This window comes from Bdellovibrio sp. HM001 (assembly GCF_055397275.1).
The window spans coordinates 1229067-1245235 of sequence record NZ_AP029174.1 but is presented as its reverse complement, the minus strand read 5'-3'; the positions used below and the strand labels follow the sequence as shown (position 1 = coordinate 1245235).

Annotated in this window: 14 protein-coding genes and 1 riboswitch; of the genes, 6 read left to right on the top strand and 8 right to left on the bottom strand. The window is 50.4% G+C overall.

All coding sequences use genetic code 11. From position 1 onward, the window contains the following. Window positions 1-163: 163 nt before the first annotated feature. The gene (locus ACZ5ZZ_RS06040; protein WP_464117551.1) at window positions 164-712 is read left to right on the top strand and encodes a hypothetical protein; all 549 of its coding nucleotides are present in this window, start codon (window positions 164-166) and stop codon (window positions 710-712) included. Here ACZ5ZZ_RS06040 and ACZ5ZZ_RS06035 read toward each other — a convergent pair. The 3 genes from ACZ5ZZ_RS06035 to ACZ5ZZ_RS06025 all read right to left on the bottom strand — a co-directional run bounded on the left by ACZ5ZZ_RS06035 (window position 706) and on the right by ACZ5ZZ_RS06025 (window position 3008). Next, window positions 706-1266 (bottom strand): hypothetical protein, encoded by a 561-nt coding sequence (locus tag ACZ5ZZ_RS06035; RefSeq protein ID WP_464141737.1) that lies wholly within the window; start codon window positions 1264-1266, stop codon window positions 706-708. The two genes, ACZ5ZZ_RS06040 and ACZ5ZZ_RS06035, sit on opposite strands and share 7 nt — an antisense overlap. A 259-nt stretch (window positions 1267-1525) precedes the next feature. Beyond that, entirely contained in the window at window positions 1526-1870 is a 345-nt protein-coding gene (locus tag ACZ5ZZ_RS06030; protein ID WP_262552546.1) for an RNA recognition motif domain-containing protein, read from the bottom strand. 298 nt (window positions 1871-2168) lie between these two features. Continuing rightward, entirely contained in the window at window positions 2169-3008 is an 840-nt protein-coding gene (locus ACZ5ZZ_RS06025) for a CvfB family protein (protein ID WP_464134361.1), read from the bottom strand. Window positions 3009-3129: 121 nt separating this feature from the next. Here ACZ5ZZ_RS06025 and dbpA point away from each other — a divergent pair, with 121 nt between their 5' ends. Further along, a complete protein-coding gene (gene dbpA, locus ACZ5ZZ_RS06020; protein WP_464141735.1) occupies window positions 3130-4518 on the top strand; it encodes an ATP-dependent RNA helicase DbpA in 1389 nt (462 codons plus the stop codon). On the opposite strand, the gene ACZ5ZZ_RS06015 is transcribed toward dbpA, so the two are convergent. Further along, window positions 4519-5577, bottom strand: a complete 1059-nt coding sequence (locus tag ACZ5ZZ_RS06015) for a class I SAM-dependent methyltransferase (protein WP_464141733.1) — start codon at window positions 5575-5577, stop codon at window positions 4519-4521. A 123-nt stretch (window positions 5578-5700) separates the two neighbouring features. Beyond that, a riboswitch (TPP riboswitch) is annotated at window positions 5701-5800 on the top strand. A 39-nt stretch (window positions 5801-5839) separates the two neighbouring features. Between ACZ5ZZ_RS06015 and ACZ5ZZ_RS06010 the strand changes: the two genes are divergently transcribed. Next, on the top strand, window positions 5840-7918 hold the full coding sequence (locus tag ACZ5ZZ_RS06010; RefSeq protein WP_464141730.1) for a TonB-dependent siderophore receptor: 2079 nt from the start codon (window positions 5840-5842) through the stop codon (window positions 7916-7918). On the opposite strand, the gene ACZ5ZZ_RS06005 is transcribed toward ACZ5ZZ_RS06010, so the two are convergent. The 3 genes from ACZ5ZZ_RS06005 to ACZ5ZZ_RS05995 all read right to left on the bottom strand — a co-directional run bounded on the left by ACZ5ZZ_RS06005 (window position 7915) and on the right by ACZ5ZZ_RS05995 (window position 10892). Then, window positions 7915-8760 (bottom strand): S1 family peptidase, encoded by an 846-nt coding sequence (locus ACZ5ZZ_RS06005; RefSeq protein ID WP_464141727.1) that lies wholly within the window; start codon window positions 8758-8760, stop codon window positions 7915-7917. The two genes, ACZ5ZZ_RS06010 and ACZ5ZZ_RS06005, sit on opposite strands and share 4 nt — an antisense overlap. Window positions 8761-8876: 116 nt before the next feature. After that, window positions 8877-10157: a trans-sulfuration enzyme family protein gene (locus ACZ5ZZ_RS06000; protein ID WP_464141725.1), complete on the bottom strand. Its 1281-nt coding sequence runs from the start codon at window positions 10155-10157 to the stop codon at window positions 8877-8879. 57 nt (window positions 10158-10214) lie between these two features. Further along, window positions 10215-10892, bottom strand: coding sequence for a glycerophosphodiester phosphodiesterase (locus tag ACZ5ZZ_RS05995; RefSeq protein ID WP_464141722.1), 678 nt, complete (start codon window positions 10890-10892; stop codon window positions 10215-10217). An 80-nt stretch (window positions 10893-10972) separates the two neighbouring features. On the opposite strand from ACZ5ZZ_RS05995, the gene ACZ5ZZ_RS05990 reads away from it, so the two are divergent. The 3 genes from ACZ5ZZ_RS05990 to ACZ5ZZ_RS05980 all read left to right on the top strand — a co-directional run bounded on the left by ACZ5ZZ_RS05990 (window position 10973) and on the right by ACZ5ZZ_RS05980 (window position 14777). Then, window positions 10973-11689: a pseudouridine synthase gene (locus ACZ5ZZ_RS05990; RefSeq protein WP_464141720.1), complete on the top strand. Its 717-nt coding sequence runs from the start codon at window positions 10973-10975 to the stop codon at window positions 11687-11689. Between the two features lie 33 nt (window positions 11690-11722). After that, the gene (locus tag ACZ5ZZ_RS05985) at window positions 11723-13849 is read left to right on the top strand and encodes a response regulator (protein WP_464141717.1); all 2127 of its coding nucleotides are present in this window, start codon (window positions 11723-11725) and stop codon (window positions 13847-13849) included. 73 nt (window positions 13850-13922) lie between these two features. Next, complete coding sequence (locus ACZ5ZZ_RS05980) at window positions 13923-14777, top strand: hypothetical protein (protein ID WP_464141715.1); 855 nt, start codon at window positions 13923-13925, stop codon at window positions 14775-14777. A 38-nt stretch (window positions 14778-14815) separates the two neighbouring features. Here the strand turns inward: ACZ5ZZ_RS05980 and ACZ5ZZ_RS05975 are convergent, their stop codons facing one another. Continuing rightward, window positions 14816-16021: a DUF7453 family protein gene (locus ACZ5ZZ_RS05975; RefSeq protein ID WP_464141712.1), complete on the bottom strand. Its 1206-nt coding sequence runs from the start codon at window positions 16019-16021 to the stop codon at window positions 14816-14818. Window positions 16022-16169 lie beyond the last annotated feature (148 nt).

The following is a 16169-nucleotide window of genomic DNA, read 5'->3' as shown; positions in this document are numbered from 1 at the left end:
TGATTTGAGAAGGGGCTTTGAACAAAGCCCCAGGCAATCCCCTTTTACACAGCGCCTGGGGCCTTTCCTGTAAAAGAGTTCTACACTTTGTCTGAAACAGAGCTCTTTTTTATTTGCCTGATTTGACCTACTCTAATTGAAGATCAATTTTGAGGTGACGCCCATGAAGTGGACTTTCGCGGCTTTGGTATGCCTTCTCGCAGGATGCAGCAGCTCTCCAAAAAAAGAAGCTTCCCCAAGCATTCCCACGGCCGTGACAGAAGACGCCGATTCTTCAAAAAGAATCGACTACGTCGCCCTTCAGACTTTTCTGGGGCTGGACCGCGGCTCTGAAGAACTGGGCTACAGCGAAAGAACCTTTAACACCTGTGACACTGGCTATGGGTATTCCCGCAACCAGGACTGCCACAAAGAGGTCTTTGTGGTTCTTCACTTCCGACTTCTTTGTCGGGACTCTGAAGGAACTGTCTCAACAATTCTGACCGAGGCCGATGTCAATCCCATTGCTGGAAGAACAGTGAAGTGGAATTTGAAAGGAATGAGTGGAACCGTTGTGACCGATGGACTGGGGTATGGTCAGATCCGCACCGTATCGCGCATTTCTCAACGTCGCGAACGCTTGCGCTTATCGGTGGGACCTGAGTTTTTGTATATGAGAGCCAATGAAATCACCAAGGTCATCACACCGCGACCGTGGTGCGACGCCTACTGACAGCTGACTTCTTCAATTGCCAATGTCAGATTCTTGGCAAACGCGCGGGCCTTGCCTTCACCCATAATAGTTGCCGAAAGGTTTCCACGCAGGATTTCTGATCCACCACAGGCCGTTTCCACTATCACATCCTGCTGTCCCAGATATTGCGTCAACTTTTCCGCGGTTTCGGTGGACTGCACCTCAAGACTTTGTTTTGCCCCTTGTGTTCCGGCCTTAAAGATCTCAAGCTCGGCGCGTACCCTTGTATTCACAGGATAAGCACGCAAATTTAAAAGCTGACGGGAGTCTTTCACGATAATCTTCTTCCCGCGTTCGGCCTGCAAAGTCAGTGCAAACGTACAACTGCCACGAGCAATCCGGCTGTTTTCTTCTTTCTTCACATAAAGACCCGACGGAATAACGACCCGCCCTTCACCTGCGGCCTGAAGATCATAGCGCCCGGGAGTCAACTCACACGCATTCCCCGCAGTTTCAACAAAACCAATTTGTGCGGCTTTGGCTTGATAGGAAATCAATAGGAAAAAGGCTGCCAGAAGTGTGCGTCGAATCATAATTCCCCCTTTAGAAATCTCTGGGGCCTCATTGCCACCAGAAGATCCTGTAAGAAGAAACTAATTCAAAGAAGATGCCAATACATTTTGACTCTACCTACACGCGGACAAATAGGAACGAAGTTGCCACTCAACAAAAGCAATGGATCAGAACATTTCAAAGGGTTGAGAGTTTCACGGGGGCGGAAGATATTTGGAAATAAAAAAAGGGCAGGTTTTATCAACCTGCCCTTTTGGAATTTAAGATGAAAATCTCAAATTAACCGCGGTTACCACCGCGACCGCCGCCGAAGCCACCACGGCCACCGCCGCCGCCGCCACGACCGCCACCGAAGCCACCACGGTTCTCACGAGGAGCCATTGGTTTAGCTTCAGATACGTTCATCGCACGACCCATCAACTCAACGCCGTTCAATTTAGCGATTGCAGTTGCTGCTTCGTCATCAGTAGACATCTCAACGAATGCGAAACCTTTAGAACGACCAGTTTCACGATCGATCACGATGCGTGCAGATTCAACGTTACCGAATTCAGCGAAAGTATCAGCCAAAGACTGATCATCCAAAGAATAAGAAAGATTTCCAACGTAGATTTTTTTACCCATATAAACCTCCTAAGATTTGCTTTTGGGAAGCTCTTAAGAGGTCCTGGGCCCTATGCCCGAAAACTCTCCAGAGACTAAATTCTTCTAGTTAGATTTTCTAGCGAACTTCCGGGCAAAAGTGAAACAATTAAAATGGGTTTTGTGCAAATGAGCAGATTTTGGAGAAATTCCCGTCAGACCGAGATTTCCGGCTGAAGCCCCAAAAATCCAATAAAATTCATAAAATCAAATACTTATATAACAAAACCCACAAAATGACCAAACTTCAGGGAATCTGGGGTGGACTCCCCCGACAGGTCTAGGATGGCCCCACCAGGCGCAAACCATCATCTGAAATGGTCACCAGGCGCTGTTTGTAAAGCCCGCCCAAGGCCATTTTGTACTTCTTTTTGCTGACACCGAAGAGATCATAGATCACTTCAGCATCGGTCTTATCATTGATCGGCAGGAAACCGCCGCGCTCTTTCAGAACCTGCAGAATCTTTTCTGCGATCCCTGCGGCGGCCTTGTACCCGGTTTGCTGCTGCAAGGTCAGATCGATCTTTCCATCGTCGCGCACATTTTTGATATACCCTTGCAGTTTCTGGCCATAATCCAAACGTTGGAAAACTTCGTTCCCAAACAACAGCCCCCAATGGCGGTTGTTAATAATCGCTTTATATCCCAGATCACTTTTTGCTGCGATAAACAGGTCCACGGCCTGACCGGGCTCATAAGTACCGGGCTCTTTGTCTATGAATCGCTCCAAACGCATGGAGGCGGAAATACGATCGCTCTTATCCAGATACAGGTACACGACGGCATACTGCCCGACTTTCAAGTCCCGTGTCTGCTCGCTGAAAGGCAGAAGCAGATCTTTCGGAAGCCCCCAATCCAGGAAAGCGCCCACACGCTCCATGGATTTGACACGTAAGTTGGCAAACGTACCGACCATGGCAAAAGGCATTTCAGTCGTTGCCATCAGACGGTCTTCAGAATCGTAGCAGATGAAAACTTCCAGCTCATCACCCAGCTCACATTTTTCCGGCATGTATCGACGAGGCAAAAGAATTTCGCCATCGCTGTCTCCGTCAAGGAAGACTCCGAATTCTGCGCGTTTAATGACTTTGAGCTTATTGATCTGACCGATTTGCACCATAGTGACGCCAGTGATGCCATAAAAGCCCCCTTTCGGGAATCTATTTCTTACCGACTCATTTTATTGGCCCCTCATTGCAATTTCTGCTAAGGAATAACTTCAATTTTTCATCGAGGTTCCTGTGTCAGAAAATCACTTTTCATCCCTGCCGCTTTCTTCAGAACTGCTGACAGTTCTTCAGGAACTGGGTTTTGAAGCGATGACACCCATTCAGCAACAAAGCATGCCTTTGTTGTTGGCAGGTAAGGACATGATCGGTCAGGCCAAAACCGGCAGCGGCAAGACCGCCGCCTTCGCCCTGCCGATCTTAAACAAAATAAAAATTGAAGAAGCTTATTTGCAAGCCCTGATCCTGTGCCCGACCCGGGAACTGGCAACCCAGGTCGTGGGAGAGGTTCGCAAACTGGGCCGCCGTCTGCCAGGCCTGAAGGTTCTTTCTTTGACTGGGGGGCAGTCCGGTCGCGAACAGGTGCAGTCCCTGGAAAACGGCGTGCAGATTGCCGTAGGGACCCCGGGTCGCGTGGCGGACTTTGTGGCTCGCAGTCGAGTGGACCTTTCCGGCATCAAAACTGTGGTTCTGGATGAAGCTGACAAAATGCTGGATATGGGTTTTGCAGATGAAATCAAAACCGTCATGCGCGACCTGCCGGGCTCACGTCAGACTGTGTTTTTCTCTGCCACTTTCCCGGAATCCATTGAGCATCTGAGCCGTAAATACCAGCGCCATGCCACACAGGTGATCATCGAAGAAGAAGACGACACCAACGCCATTGAACAAATCGTCTATGACAGTGAGGACGATGATAAAACCAACACCCTGATGCGCGTCCTGCAACAGCATCCCTCAGATTCGACCATCATCTTCTGCAACACCAAGCTTGCCGTGGATAGCATCGCCGAACTTCTTACCAGTCAGGGCGTGCCTGCCGGGGCATTGCACGGGGATATGGAACAGCGGGAACGCGACCGCGTGATGGCTTTGTTCCGCAACAAATCCCATCGTATCCTGGTGGCCACCGATGTGGCCGCTCGCGGCTTGGATATCGACCATCTGGAGCTGGTGATTAACTTTGATCTGCCTCTGAGCCCTGAGACCTATGTTCACCGCATTGGGCGTACAGGACGCGCTGGTAAAACCGGGATCGCCGTCACCCTGGCGCATCCCAAGGACACTTTGAAACTGACCGCCTTCAGTGATTTGACCGGGGTGAAGTTTCAGCGTCCGTCATTGGGATTCAAGAATCAATATGGTCTGAATAAAAATCTGCGGGAAGCTCCGATGAAGACCATTTCCATTTCTGGTGGTCGCAAGGACAAACTTCGTCCGGGGGATGTTCTGGGGGCTTTGACCGGTGACGCGGGACTGGCCGGTACGGATGTGGGCAAGATTGAAATTCAGGATCGCATTTCCTATGTGGCAGTTTCCAGCAAGATCGCCGACACGGCTTTACAAAAGCTGCGTGAAGGTCGCATCAAGGGACAAAAATTTCAAGTCAAGTTCGTTAAATAGCTACTGACTGGCGAAGATGGCCAGGTTCCCCTGATCAAACTCTCGCCCCTCGGGCCAGCCCTCTTGAGTTGCAACCTCTTGCAGCCATAAGCGGGCGTTGCCTTTGGTGACCACCACAATACGGCGATGCCGGGACACTTCCACCAATTGATTTAAGACATGCAGATAAGTCTCTTTGCTGAAGGGATCATAAAGGTAATAGACCTCGGCCTCGGGAATTTTAAAGTTTTTTTCCGCCAGATCCTGCGTGTAAAAGTGGACATTTTTTTCCAACCCAAACCTGACCGTTGAAACGTTGGAAATGTCCACGCGGTGTTTGACGTATTCATAGCCGATAAAATCAATATCCGGGCGCAGGAATCCAATCACCAGTCCCACCCGTCCGTATCCTGACCCCAGATCAATGAAGCGGCACCCCTCACTGGGATTGATTTCCCGTAACGCTGTCAGCAGTGTCGAATAGGAGGATTGCACGCCAAGCCCTGCACCCTCATACAATCTTTCATTTATTTTCAAATCTGTCTTCATGCCGATGTCGGCAGAATAGTCCAAACCGAAAATCTGATCCAGCCCATCAAAGGTGCGGTACAGGGAAAACGCCAGTGAACGAGCTCGAGTGTTACCCCCCTGAACCAAAACGTGTTCATGCTGAAACACCTGCACCATCAATTGCAAAGCCTTCCGCATAAAGCGTCGTTGCTGGTCCATGGGCATCTGCTGAATGTGCAAGATAAAGAGTTTTTCCTGCTCTTCAGCGCGTTTTACCAGCGTCTTAAGTTGTTGAGCATTCAGTCGGATCAGAGGTTCCTGAAGATATTGAAGCGAAAGAAGATTTGAAGAAAAGATGTTTTGAAGAAAGTTCTGATATTGTTCGGAGAAATTCGTCTGCTTGGCCAAGAGCCACTGTTCATCCTGCATAAACCTGATGGCTGATTCCAAAAAAGTCAGGTCCACATAAAAGGCCGCTTTTTCTTCAGAGGTCAGATCCCTCCAGGAAAGTTCTTCCCCTTGCGGGGGGATCTTTAAAAACGAAAACAGCAACTCTTGATTCGGCGTCATACATCAAGCTTAGCATGAGTTCCTGCAAAGGACTGAATTTCTCAAAAAATAACGCCAAGTTTTACCAAAACCTCTGAAATCAGAAAAGATTTGACTCCAATCGGACCATGGCCCATAACGCTCCCGAAACGCTAGGGGTGTTGGGACGAAAAGTCCCGGCTGAGATTAACCCTTTGAACCTGATAGAGATAATGCTCGCGCAGGGAAGCTGATAACAGGACACACAGTCTTGTCCTCGCCTTCCCTGCCCAAGGGAATGGATATGAAAAAATCGTTTTTACTATTAGTGGCTCTCTTGTATCCCATCAACTCGGGGGCTGATGAAATTGACACTGTGACCGTGAAAGACCAGACAGGACAAGTCTTGCTGGAGGCCGGTTCCTTTGATGTGCCGGCTTCCGAACTTCCCCTGTCCACCCGATTGATTTCTGCCCAAGCTCTGAAGGATCAAGGTGTTCGTCGCCTTTCGGATGTCACCTTGATGGATGCTTCTGTCACCGACAGTTACAATGCTTCGGGATACTGGGACTTTCTTTCCATTCGTGGTTTTACTTTGGACAACCGATATAATTTCCTGCGCGAAGGCCTGCCCATCAATGCTCAGACCTCCATTCCGCTGGACAACAAGGAACGTCTCGAGGTGTTGAAAGGGCTTAGTGGCATTCAGGCCGGATCAGCGTCGCCGGGAGGCATGGTCAACTTCGTGGTCAAACGCCCCACAGAAAAAACATTCTTAAGACTTAATACCGAAATCAGTCAGGAGGGAAACTGGCTGGTGGGGGCTGATACGGGCGGCCGAGTTTCCAAAGCGGAACAATTTGGTTATCGCCTGAATGTGGCGCACGAAAGTTTGCGCCCTCCGATTGAAAACTCCGCAGGCCACAGATCGGTTCTCAGTCTTGCCAATGACTGGCGGGCCTCGGCCCACTCTCTTTTGGAATCCGACATCGAGTGGTCACGCCGATCCCAGCCCACACAGGCCGCCTTCAGTCTTTTGGGTGATACGTTGCCATCGATCACAAATCCCCGCCTGAACCTGAACAATCAATCCTGGTCGGAGCCGGTGATGTTTGAGGCTTTGACTGCGACCTTGCGCTGGACTCAAAAGCTACATAGTCAGCTGACGTGGACAACCATTGCGGGTATCCAAAATCTGACCACCGACGACCATCTGGCATATCCTTACGGCTGTTCTGCAGAGAATAATTACGATCGCTATTGTTCAGACGGCACCTTTGACATGTATGACTTCCGCAGTGATAACGAACGCCGTAACACTCAGGCCGTTAAGACCGCCTTGCAATTGCAGGCGCAGACAGGCGATGTTTCCCACCATCTGAACGTCGGTTATGTCGGCACCAAAATGCAAGAGGACTATGAACGACAGGCCTATAACTTTGTCGGCACTGGCAATGTTGATGGCAGCGTGCAATTGCCCGGCGATGGCACTTTGAATGACGAAAACACCAACCGCGAATCCTCCGTTTCCGAATTCTTCGTTTACGATGCGGCTTCTTTCGGGGCTTGGAAAGGATGGCTGGGGGCGCGCATGATCGACGTCCAACGCAGCAGTATCCGCACTGACGGCTCTCGCGCCACTAATTTCCGTGAGGGCTTTGTTCTGCCGTGGGCGGCCTTGTCCTATCAAATCTCTGCAGAGCTTCTCACCTATGTCAGCTATGGTGAAGGTGTGGAAACCTATGTCACCCCGAACCGCAGCGGTTATAATAATCCGGGACAGTTTGTACCCGATGTGATCAGCAAACAGTATGAATGGGGTCTGCGCCACAACGCCGACACCTTCCACTGGGGACTGGCAGCATTCTATATTGATCGTCCGGTGGTGGAGGATCAGCGCCCGGCTTTCCAAATTGACGGCAAGGCCCTGCATCAGGGGCTTGAACTGGAGTTGCAAAAAAAGTGGCAGCAGACTGAACTTGAAATGTCGGGAATGTGGCTGAAGGCTTCTCGCAAAGACAGTGTGTTGAATCCTGCCATCAACGACAAACGCCCGGTGAATCTTCCTGAACTCACCTTGCGCCTTCGCGGGGTCTATTATCTTTCTTCCGTGCCGGGTTTAAGTTTGGATGCACGAGCGTCTTATGAAAGTGACCGCGCGGTGACAGCGGACAACTCACTTATGTTGCAGGCCTGGACCCGCTGGGATGTGGGAAGCACCTATCGCTGGGGGGCCGTTGAAAAGGCCACCCAACTTCGTCTGGCCGTGGAAAATGTGATGGATCAAAGGTACTGGAAGGAATCCCCTACACAGTACGGACATATCTATCTCTACCCGGGCATGGAACGACTGGTGACATTGTCGTTGCAGACGAATCTTTAGTTGGCGGCAGGAACGGCCACAAACTGCGGAGCTTCGGCCTGCATCAACCGGGCCTGCTCCAGTATCATTTGCTTGTGATAAGAGGCGCTAGTGTATTCACCAAAACTGCGGCAGTTCAGGGCCCCACCGTGGGCGCCGCGGGTCACAGCCACCAAAACAAGTCCTTGAGGCGTTTCCAAAAAGGCGGGACCGCCAGAATCCCCACGGCATGCCCCTTGTCCGTCACGGTGATCTGCAACCAGAATTGAATCTTCCACGTTCACCAAAGTCACACGGGCTTTGTTTAAACCCTCTGCCTGCTGAACTTCGCCAATTTCATTGATAATGCCATATCCCGCCAACAAAAGTTCTGTCGGCGCCGGAAGCTCTATTCCCTGATCCAGAATTGCCACGGGTTGGGCTCCGGCAGGTATTTCTTCGGCCAATTTAATCAGACCGATATCATTCAGGGTTGTGACATAGCGACCCCAACCATCTTTGACACGAGTGTATTTTTTATGGAAGGTCGCTTGGGCCACCGCGACCATGCCGGGATCTTCCATCGTCGTTGGCAGTTTCGCACCAAAGTACACGACCAAAGGCAACTGATCAAAATTCACCAGACAATGAGCCGCCGTTATAACCAGATTGTGTGAAATCAAAACGCCTGAACAGACGGACACAGGGGCCCCAGAGACATTGGCCACCAAAGAAACCGTGGAACTGATGAGCGCATCATTGGCCAAAACTTCTTCCCCGCCCACAATGGCCTGGGAGGAGATCGGCGGCAAGGACTCGTTCTGCGAAGAGCATGCCGCCAGCAAGAAGCACAGCAATGTCAGCATGATTTTGCCGGATCTCACAAGATGGTTCCTCCCTAAGAAATGACTTCGGGAAGAATACCGCAAGATCCGTCAGCCCCCTACGGATAGTTCGCTGTCAAAAAAATGGACGGTAGAAAATTCAAAGCGCACCGGCTTCAGATCTTCTTTAGCGCCTCTGACAAATCCCCGATAATGTCCATCACGTTTTCAAGACCGATACTCAGGCGGATTGCACGCGGATCAATGCCACTGTGATCACGCTTGTCATCGGGTATCGCCGAATGGGTCATAAAGCCGGGAACCTCGATCAGGGTTTTTGTCAGCCCCAGGCTGACCGCCAAAGTGATGGCGTAAGAGTTTGCCGCAATATCATCGACAAATTTCTGACACTTTTTCATGTCGCCTTTAAGTTTGAAGGAAATCATCGTACCCGGAGCAAACTTGCCTTCCGGAGATTTCAAATATTTTTTTGCCAGCTTGTGCTGCCCGTGGCTTTTAAGCCCCGGATAAGTGACGCTTTCCACTTTCGGATGGCTTTCCAGGAATTTTGCCACCGCCAACGCCGAGGCCTGCTGCTGTTCAAAGCGAATGGCTTGGGTGGAAATTCCGTAAACCAGAATATGCCACGCCGAGTACGGATGAATGATCGCGCCGAAATCCTTGCGTGCAACACGCAACAGACTTTCATGGGATCTTGGAGCAATCACCGCGCCCCCCATTTCCGTGCCGAAACCTGAAATATTCTTGGTCAAACTTTGAATGACAAAATCCACGCCCCATTCGATCGGGCGAAGGGCCCACGGTGTTGCAAAGGTGTTGTCCACCACGGTGTAGATGCGTTCTTCCTTCGCACGCTTTTTGTTGGCGGCTCTAACCAGGGCCGTGATCTTTTCAAGATCGGCAATTTCCAGAATCGGATTGGAAACAGTTTCAAAATACACCACACGGGTGCTTGGATCGGCCAATTCGGCTTCCAGATCTTTGAAGTCGTTCACATCCATCAGGGTGTGACGAATTCCAAAGCGTGGCAGCCAGTTCGTCAGAAGACTGTAAGTACATCCGTATAAAGTTTTATGAGCGACAACTTTTTGACCGTTGCTTAGCAATGACATCAGCGTAGAGGCAATGGCCCCCATCCCGCTGCCAAAGGTCACGGCACATTCGCCTTTTTCCAATAGCGCCAATTGGTCTTCCAGCATTTTCGTTGTGGGCTCTTCCAGGCGGTCATAGATCCAGATGGGCTTTTCCTTGCCAGAGGGTGCCCCGAAAGTGCTAAAGCCCTCAGCTCCCCTTTGCAGGGATTCCAGACGAAATGTCGTAGAAGCGGTCATCGGCGGAATGAGATGGTGAGAAAACTCCCAGGATTTGGACAGGAATTCGCCGTGAATAGCTTGCGTGCGTGGTGACTTGGTCTTGGCGACTTTCTTCTTCGTCATAAAAAACTCCATTTTTATGACTGCAACTAGAGCACATGTTCTAATTAGAAGGAAGCTCTAATTCCAGTGAACCGCCGTAAATGGAACATCTGTCCCCAGATAGTCCACACCTATTTCCTTCATCTTACCAAAGACTTCGGCGTCATTTGCGTTCCAGGCTGTCACCGTCAGTCCCGCTGCATGGCATTCTTTGACAAGCTGCGAATCAATCCAGTTTACACTTAAAGACAGACCGTCTGCCCGGGCTGATTTTGCAAGCTCCACCGGGTTGGTCGGCAGTCCAAACAACAAACCTGCGGTCCGGATCTGCGAGTTTCTATTTTTGAAATCCAAAAGCCAGCGATGGTTAAAAGATATCACAGTGATATTTTCAACTTTTCCGAACTGACTTAAAAGATCTCCGAGCTTGGCAAAGTCCCCGGCAGACTTCAGCTCAATTTGCAGCTCAACGGTACTGGAGGCAAATAACTTCAAGACCTCTTCCAGTCGCGGTAAAGGGTCACCTTCTTTGGTGCGCACCCGGGATAATTCATCCCAGGTTTTACCACCCACTTTGCCTTCAGAGGTGGTGGTGCGATTTAAGGTGTCATCATGATGGACCACCCACACCCCGTCCAAGGTTTCATGAACATCAAATTCGACGGCCTGAACCCCGGACTGCAAGGCAAATTCAAAAGAGCGCATTGTGTTTTCCGGCGCACGATCCCGTGCCCCGCGGTGACCCATTATTTTCATGGCCCTATTGAAACAAAGGTGTCCGCTTTAGGCCACATTTTTCTCGCTTTCACAGTGCAAAACGCCTAATCTACGCGCCTATGGAACTCCCCTTCCGCCTGCTTTATCAGGATGAACATTTTTTTGCGATCGACAAACCCGCCGGCTTTTTTGTGCATCCACCGGAGCTGTCGCCCTATCCTGTGCCTAAAGAAAAGATCTGCCTTTATCACCTGCGTCGGGTGATGAAGAAAGATGTCATTCCCGTGCACCGTCTGGATGCGCCGACCAGTGGTGTTTTGCTTTTTGCGATGTCCCGCGATAAAGCACGCAAACTCAATCATCTTTTTGCAGAACGCCAGATGCATAAAACCTATCAGGCGGTTGTTCGAGGTTATGTCCAAAGCGAAGGCCTGATCGATCTGCCTTTGGAAGCCGATGAAGGACGTCTTACTGTTGAAGCACAAACACAGTACAAAACCCTGGCCCAGATTGAACTGCCCTTTGCCGTTGGCAAAAAGTATCCGACCTCACGCTATTCACTGGTGCAGGTGCATCCGATCACAGGACGCTGGCACCAAATTCGTCGCCATTTTGACCGCATCGCTCATCCCCTTTTAGGTGACATTGAACATGGCGATTCCCACCACAATCGCTTCTTCCGGGACACCCTTCAAATCCAGGGCTTGTGTCTTAAAGCCACGGCTATCGAACTTCAGCATCCCTGGAGCGGAGAAACGCTCTCCATCCAAGCACCACTTTGTGAAAAATGGGGGCGCATCCACAGGCTCTTCGAACATGGATTGGATGCAATTTGAATTCGTAGGACTCGAACTGTAGTATCGCTGCCAATGGCAACAGCGGATCTTAAGACTTCTTCATCAAACAAAACGAATCAGGAATCTTTGGATCTTGCTATCCGTAAAATTGATCTGATTTATCAGCAGAATGTCACAGGCATTGCCGCGATCATCGCCAACGCCTCGGTTTATGTCTACATCGCTTGGGACAATGTCACACACGCTTATCTTGTCTCCTGGGCTGTGATTCTGCTTTCAACGGCCTTCATCCGCCTGGGCTTTTTGCACCGCTGGAATAGAATCAAAAGTTCGCTGACACACATTTACCAGACCCGCTTTTGGCTTTATGCCATGTATGTGCTGCTGGGAATTTCCGGACTTTGCTGGGGCACGATCGGCTGGCTGGCCCCTTATGGCGACACCGCCCAGCAGATCCTCACGGCCCTTCTTGTGTGTTCCATGTCTGCCGGTGCGATGATCACGTATGTTTCTTCACGCATTGCCATGGCCTGCGTGGTGGTTCCCGCGATGGGAATGTGGGGGCTGAGCTATCTGTTCTCGGATGTTCCCTATCATATTCCCGTCGGAGGTTTGATTACAGTCTATTGCTTTTTGATGGTCATTATTGGAAAAAACCTGCACAGGGCCCTGATCCAGCTGCTGACGTTGGATTCCAAACTACAAAAAAATGAAGAACACCTGCGTATGTCGATGTCCTCTTCGGATGCCTTAAGCTGGGACTGGGACATTCCCAACGACGCCATTCATTGCGAGGGAAACCTGGCCCTTTTCCCGGAAGGGGCGGCTCAGCTAAAAAACATTTTGCAAGAATCCCTGCGCACAACCACGGATCTGGATTCAGAAGCTGTGATCAAGGATGCGAAAAATCAGAATCGGCACATTGCCCTGCGCGGAAAATTTTATCGCAGTTCTGAAGCCCATCCTTACCGGGCCACGGGAATTGCCTGGGACATCACAACCAAACGCAATGAAGAAAATCTGCGCCGCGAACGTGACTTACACGAAGCCGCCAACAACGCCAAATCCATTTTGCTGGCCAATGCCAGTCATGAAATTCGCACCCCCTTAGCCGCTATTGTGGGCTTTGCCGAAACCCTGCTCCGCAACCCAAGCCTGAATGAACAAGGTCGACGTGATGCCCAGTCTATTTACCGGCAGGGCAATTTTATGGCCTCTTTGGTGAATGATCTTCTGGATCTGTCAAAAATTGAAACCAACCGCCTCTACATCCAAAAAGCACCCATGAATCCCATGCACGAACTGGAAGATTCCATTTCAGTTATTCGCTCTGCTCTAGAGGAGGAGAAGTATCATCTGCAAATTGCCTATGATACTCAGATTCCGGAAACCATCCTTTCGGATTCCGTGCGCTTTCGTCAGGTCCTGATCAACTTGCTTTCCAACGCGGTGAAGTTCACCCGTGAGGGCACCATCACCGTGCATGTGGCTTTTTCTACCAATATTGATATGGAAGGAACCCTGACCATCACCGTGTCTGACACGGGCATGGGAATGGATGAGGCCACGCAGAAAAATCTGTTCCAACCCTTCGTGCGCGGCGAAAGCGCGGATGTCCAACGCCTGCAAGGCTCCGGATTGGGACTGGCATTATCAGAGCGTCTAGCCCGGATGATGGGCGGAGAATTGCGCCTGTTGCGATCTGCCCCCGGCCAGGGAAGCACTTTTGAATTCTCATTGAAGCTGGGAAAGATTCAAGATCTGAAATTGATTTCCCCGGCGCAGACCAAAATGCAGACGCAAGGGCGCATAAAGCTTGCCAAAGACGACGGCCTTCTTAAAGACCGCCATGTTCTGGTGGTGGATGATTCTGAAGATCTGCGCGCCTTGATGACCCGCTACCTGAAAAGACAAGACGCTGTCGTAGAAACCGCCGAAAATGGACAAGAGGCCGTCACCAAAGCCCTGGCCCATCCCTATGACGTCATCCTGATGGATATCAAAATGCCCGTCATGGACGGCTATAAAGCGACATCACAACTTCGAGAGCGCGGCTATCGACGGCCTATCGTGGCCCTGACCGCTCAGGCCAGCGTGGAAGGACAAAGTCGCTGTCTGGCCAACGGCTTTGACGGTTATCTTAGCAAACCCGTCGACATGAATCTACTCAGTGAGATTCTGACCCGGGTTCGCACCTAGCGAAAACCGTCAAAAATTTCGACAAAAAAACGGACTCCCACTTCTGGAAAAACTTCGTGCTAAACTAAGATCCATGATCAAAGAACTTTGGCAGAACTTTCCCAGATTGATGGAAGAAAAGATCAATGCCCTTCTGGACGAGGCGGAACCCAGTCCAGCCAAAGCGTTTCAGTTGTACAAAACCTGCCAGCAGGAAAACCTGTGGTCGGAAAGCTTCGAAAAATTCTCTGTGCATCTGGAACATTTCTTTTCCCTGCCCAAACATGAGCGCCACAAAAGCGAACTGGATCGCGTTCTAGAGCGCCCCATGCACAGTTCCCTCTTTGCCGCTTTCCATTTGAACTTCCGCACTGCCAGTGTCAGCCCAGGCGCACTGACGGGACTTGCCAACTGGGCACACAACCTGATGCGTGTGGGGTACAAAACCAACAGCGCGGTGATCTCAACTGATGTGCTGACTAAGACCCTGCACTACATCACTCATCCGCCGTTTTTTGAAAAAGCCGAAAACATTGAATTTGAGGACTTCTGTGCCGCATGGAAGAAGACTGTCTTTGCCCTTTTTGGCAAAAAATACGATGCCGAACTGGACAAAATCGTCAGCGAATTGCGCTGGCTGAACACTCAATTAAAAACAGAAGAAAAAGCCCTGCAGAAAAGCGGCTTTGTTCCCACCATCTATTTAACCCAGACGGAAATCGACTGGACGGAGGCGGTGCTGCGTGCTGCTTCGGATAACACAGACATCCCCAAATACCCTCTGTCCAAGGGCCCCCAGAAACAACGCCTGGCCGATCTGGTTCGCACCATCAGTCTTTACAAGATCGTACAAACCACGAAACTGCCAGAGTTTATAGAGCATCGGGATAAAATCCGGGCCACAATTATCGATCGCTGTGAAAAACTGCTTCGCGAGTGCGCCCGCTAAAAAAACAAAGGGGCTAAGAAGCCCCTTTTGTGTTTTACCTATTTCGGAGAAAGCTTGTAAATTGCATCCCCGATGATTTTATCGTCTGGCGAAGCCAGAATGCAGGCAAAGGCCAGCTCACCCTTTTCATTGAAATCAATATCACCGGCAAAGCCCGGGAAATCCTTTTTCAAAAGAACATACCCAAAGCCCTTGTCCGTCATAATGCTGTCACCCTCGCCAAGCAAACGCTTCACGGAAAACTCATTGGCCACATAAAGCCCACGCAGTCCTTTTGTATTCTTGGCTCTGAAAGCCACTGTGCCCGATGAATTCAAGCGCGGCGTGAAAAGCTCCAGTTCAGAAATACCATCCAACCCCTCTGTGACCAAAGACTGCAGTTCACCGTCTTTATATAGAACCAGTGACTTGCGTTTGTCTGGAAGATGGCCGATGAAAACCACCATACCGTTTTGTGACAAAGCCACTGTGTTTCCAAAACCGACGAAGTTGGAGTTAGGGTCTCCTTTGCGATCCTGGGCGATGATGGTTTTCTCGTAGTCCCCGTTTCCTTTGGCCTGGATCAACAAAATCTGATCCGACTGGGCATCGCTGATCTCGCCGTGTTCCCCCAGACGGACCTTAAAGGCCCATTGCTTCTTTTCATTCACAGCAGGGCGGAACAAATATGCCGCCGGAGTGTCAAAGCGTCTTTCCCCTTCACGTGCGATGGTGACATAAGAGTCTTTGTATTCAACAAAGCTGCGATCATAATCTTTGCCAAAATTGCGGAAAATCACCGTGCCATCGTTCAAAGTCTGCGCATAACCCGCGTAGGCGATCTGATTCTCTGGGCCGGAGACTTTCAGTTCCGTGTTTTTACTGTGACTGTCGTAGGCCAATACACCCTGACTCTCAAAGTCGTTGAAAGGGCTGAAGGTCACCTGGCCGCGATCATTGACAGTCGGATCGGTGACGTAATGATCGTCCGGGGCTACATAGATCACTTCCCCGGGAGCATTGTGGGCCTTGAACCAAATTGCCTGGTTGGGTTTGCCGTCCACAGCCATCAACTTAATTGCCACATCACCGTGATTGTTGATCGCAGGCGAAGTGTTGCTGAGGTAAGTCAAAGGCGGAAGATTGTAAGTGTCCAGCAAATGAACCCGCACCAAAAGTTCCGGTTCCGCATACTCGGGCAAAACTCCGGCAAAAACCGGCGATGCCAAGGCTGCCAACAAAAATGAAAAGCTGATCTTCTTCATAGTGTCCCCTTGTGATGCAAAAAGCATATGCAAGAACCCAGGATCTGTCCTGATTTCTTTTGCAATTTCACGGCGCGTCCAAGGATTTGCGATGAAGGGGCGACGACATAAAAGAAGGGCCGCCCAGAGCGACCCTTTGATAATGGAC

Excerpts from the sequence above, each read along its gene's own strand:
- ACZ5ZZ_RS06040 (WP_464117551.1), top strand. The coding sequence starts at position 164 with ATGAAGTGGACTTTCGCGGCTTTGGTATGCCTTCTCGCAGGATGCAGC.
- ACZ5ZZ_RS06035 (WP_464141737.1), bottom strand. The coding sequence starts at position 1,266 with ATGATTCGACGCACACTTCTGGCAGCCTTTTTCCTATTGATTTCCTAT.
- ACZ5ZZ_RS06030 (WP_262552546.1), bottom strand. The coding sequence starts at position 1,870 with ATGGGTAAAAAAATCTACGTTGGAAATCTTTCTTATTCTTTGGATGAT.
- ACZ5ZZ_RS06025 (WP_464134361.1), bottom strand. The coding sequence starts at position 3,008 with ATGGTGCAAATCGGTCAGATCAATAAGCTCAAAGTCATTAAACGCGCA.
- ACZ5ZZ_RS06015 (WP_464141733.1), bottom strand. The coding sequence starts at position 5,577 with ATGACGCCGAATCAAGAGTTGCTGTTTTCGTTTTTAAAGATCCCCCCG.
- ACZ5ZZ_RS06010 (WP_464141730.1), top strand. The coding sequence starts at position 5,840 with ATGAAAAAATCGTTTTTACTATTAGTGGCTCTCTTGTATCCCATCAAC.
- ACZ5ZZ_RS06000 (WP_464141725.1), bottom strand. The coding sequence starts at position 10,157 with ATGACGAAGAAGAAAGTCGCCAAGACCAAGTCACCACGCACGCAAGCT.
- ACZ5ZZ_RS05995 (WP_464141722.1), bottom strand. The coding sequence starts at position 10,892 with ATGAAAATAATGGGTCACCGCGGGGCACGGGATCGTGCGCCGGAAAAC.
- ACZ5ZZ_RS05990 (WP_464141720.1), top strand. The coding sequence starts at position 10,973 with ATGGAACTCCCCTTCCGCCTGCTTTATCAGGATGAACATTTTTTTGCG.
- ACZ5ZZ_RS05985 (WP_464141717.1), top strand. The coding sequence starts at position 11,723 with ATGGCAACAGCGGATCTTAAGACTTCTTCATCAAACAAAACGAATCAG.
- ACZ5ZZ_RS05980 (WP_464141715.1), top strand. The coding sequence starts at position 13,923 with ATGATCAAAGAACTTTGGCAGAACTTTCCCAGATTGATGGAAGAAAAG.
- ACZ5ZZ_RS05975 (WP_464141712.1), bottom strand. The coding sequence starts at position 16,021 with ATGAAGAAGATCAGCTTTTCATTTTTGTTGGCAGCCTTGGCATCGCCG.